General features: G+C 60.0%; 4 protein-coding genes. 1 reads left to right on the forward strand and 3 read right to left on the reverse strand.

Features of this window, described 5'->3' with window-relative positions; translation table 11 throughout:
* A partial coding sequence (locus tag M3436_20780; protein MDQ3566402.1) for a hypothetical protein occupies positions 1–294 on the forward strand: 294 nt, incomplete at its 5' end.
* A gap of 287 nt (positions 295–581) precedes the next feature.
* Here the strand turns inward: M3436_20780 and M3436_20785 are convergent.
* The 3 genes from M3436_20785 to M3436_20795 form a co-directional block, all read right to left on the reverse strand.
* On the reverse strand, positions 582–1052 hold the full coding sequence (locus M3436_20785) for a hypothetical protein (protein MDQ3566403.1): 471 nt from the start codon (positions 1050–1052) through the stop codon (positions 582–584).
* A gap of 73 nt (positions 1053–1125) precedes the next feature.
* Positions 1126–1896 (reverse strand): TGS domain-containing protein, encoded by a 771-nt coding sequence (locus M3436_20790; protein ID MDQ3566404.1) that lies wholly within the window; start codon positions 1894–1896, stop codon positions 1126–1128.
* A 4-nt stretch (positions 1897–1900) separates the two neighbouring features.
* Positions 1901–2249, reverse strand: a 349-nt coding sequence (locus M3436_20795) for a zinc-dependent peptidase (GenBank protein ID MDQ3566405.1), incomplete at its 5' end; no start/stop codon positions are given.

Genomic DNA, 2249 nt, shown 5'->3' on the forward strand with positions numbered 1-2249 from the left:
GGCATCATGGGCCATACTATGGAGGTTTTAGTTTCGAGGGAAGACTCAATGACCCAGGATTTGACTGAGGCGCCCGATGCCGAGCTAGTGCGGGAAATCTACCGCCGCATTAAAGGGGATTCAGAGATGCATTACCACCGAAACTACGTATTTCGCGAGGCGTTGAGACCCATTTATCTCTTTTTCGACAAGCAGGATATCGATGAGGCGAACATGCGCATGCGCAAGTGTCCGCAATGGGAGCAACTCGAAGCGGTCCGTGATGAGGTACTGAAATACGCGCTGGGCGAGTGAGGGCGGCCAGGAACACGCGTGTGAAAAAAGATAGCGGGAAGAAGATAACATTCTCCTGGTCCTCGGAGAATGATGGAACGAAGACGTCAGGTGCGGGGGACGGCACGTGTTGTGCGCGCCCGCCGGCGAGCGCGAGCAACACTAAATTCTCCGGAAAGATGTCTCAAAGTCGTTGACACGTTCCGCTTTGCCCCACAAGAAATTCGGGACCACTTCGACGCCCATGGAACAGTCCGAAGTTTGCGACGATGAAAGTGATGACGAGGGCGATATCGACGAAGACGTTCTCAACACTCATGCCCGAGCGCTCGCTTCAAGCGATCGCGGTCCTTGGTGTAGTGGTAGCCGATCTGGTCGTCGCTGTAGCGGTGCTTGCGACCTACCGGGCACGCGTCCCGAACCGAGAGCCAAAGCCGCCAGTGCTGCTCCACGGCCGTGTGCGCCTCCGGCGTTGACCCGGCCGCAGCCGCCGCGTGCCGGAACTTCGACATGCAGTCGCGCTCGCAGTTCGGGCACGGGTTCGGCGGCTCAGAAGACGGTCTCGGAGGACCGTCGATGTCGATCACCACCGCGGCGCGAAGCGCGATCCACGGCCCGAACATGAGGTGCACGTTGAGGTGACTTGGCGAGAGATAAGCGAGGCCCGAGAGGTGGGCGAGCCGCTGCATGGCGACCCGGCGTGGCGGAGGCTCATGCGCGAAGCGAACCTCCCACCGATGGACGAGCGGCTGCTCGTTGATGCATATCGTTTCCGACACCGTGGGCGAAAATGAGCCCTGTGCTCTGAAGAATGATGGGCGGTGATGATCAGGTAAAAAGTTCTGCTCTCTATTATTGCGCGTGCAGCTCCACGACGTCGCGATCGGCGACTTCGTGGTCGGGTCCTACGTGTTGACCTTCAAACTGACTTGTACCCCAGAGGCGCGCGAACTTAAGTGTCTTCGCAAAGTCTTTGTGCACTCGCTCGGCCACATCAAGCACCGTCGCCCCGCGGCGCAGGGTAAAAGGCCGTTCCGTATCAGGCGCTCGGCCCGGCGCCTTGGTGTATATACGAACGATCTCGAGTCCACGGAAGAGCAGCTCCCCGAGCTGTCCCAGTCCCTGCCCCGTCTTTGCAGAGGTCGTCACCGCTGGATAATGGACGCCGAGCAACTCTTCCAATACCTGCACTTCCTCAGGATCCGGATCGAGGTCACACTTGTTCGCGATGAGCAAGGTAGGCAGTTCGATTCGGAACGGATCGGTGATGTCATCCTCCACCTTAGCTCCTATCCACCCACTGCGTGCGGCTATTGCTGCACCACCCGCCGCGAGAGTGGGCCAGCCCTCCATCAACACGATCTTCTTTTCGCGCAGTTGAGAGCGAATGGCCAAGATGTGGTCTGGGCTTTCAGGATCGCTCACATCAACCACCAGGAACGCCGCATCCGCGCGTTCCAGTGCTTGAGCCAACCATGACTCCATGTAATCGGCGCTCGTCGGTGGCAAATCCAAAAGCTGAAAGTAGATGTCCTCGTAAGGAAGCATCCCCGGCATCGGCAGCTTGGTCGTGTACGGATACGGACCCACCTCTGTATGCGATCCCGTGAGCCGCTGTACCATCGTATTAATGCCATGCGGCGGGATCCACCCGGTAGTAGTCCCGCAGCGCCGCGTAGAGCGCAGGGTGCTCTTTAGACAGGTGTTCCGGCTGTTCGAAGAAGGACTCTGTGGCCACGGCGAAGAACTCGCCGGCGTCCTCGGCGCCGTAGTGGGCCATGACCGTCGCCTCCCCGCGCGACGCCTTGTCGCGCAGCGTCTGGAGCTCACTGCCCAGCACTTCCGCCCACATCCGGTGACGGGCTACGCTGTCGAGCACCGGCGTCCCGTCTGCGACCCCGTCCTCCTGGTCCAGTTGGTGGGCGAACTCATGGAGGACGACGTTCTCCCCCTCAAAGCGATCCCCTGCATCACCC

It is taken from the genome of Pseudomonadota bacterium (assembly GCA_030859565.1).
In the GTDB taxonomy this organism is placed as follows: Bacteria; Pseudomonadota; Gammaproteobacteria; order JACCXJ01; family JACCXJ01; genus USCg-Taylor.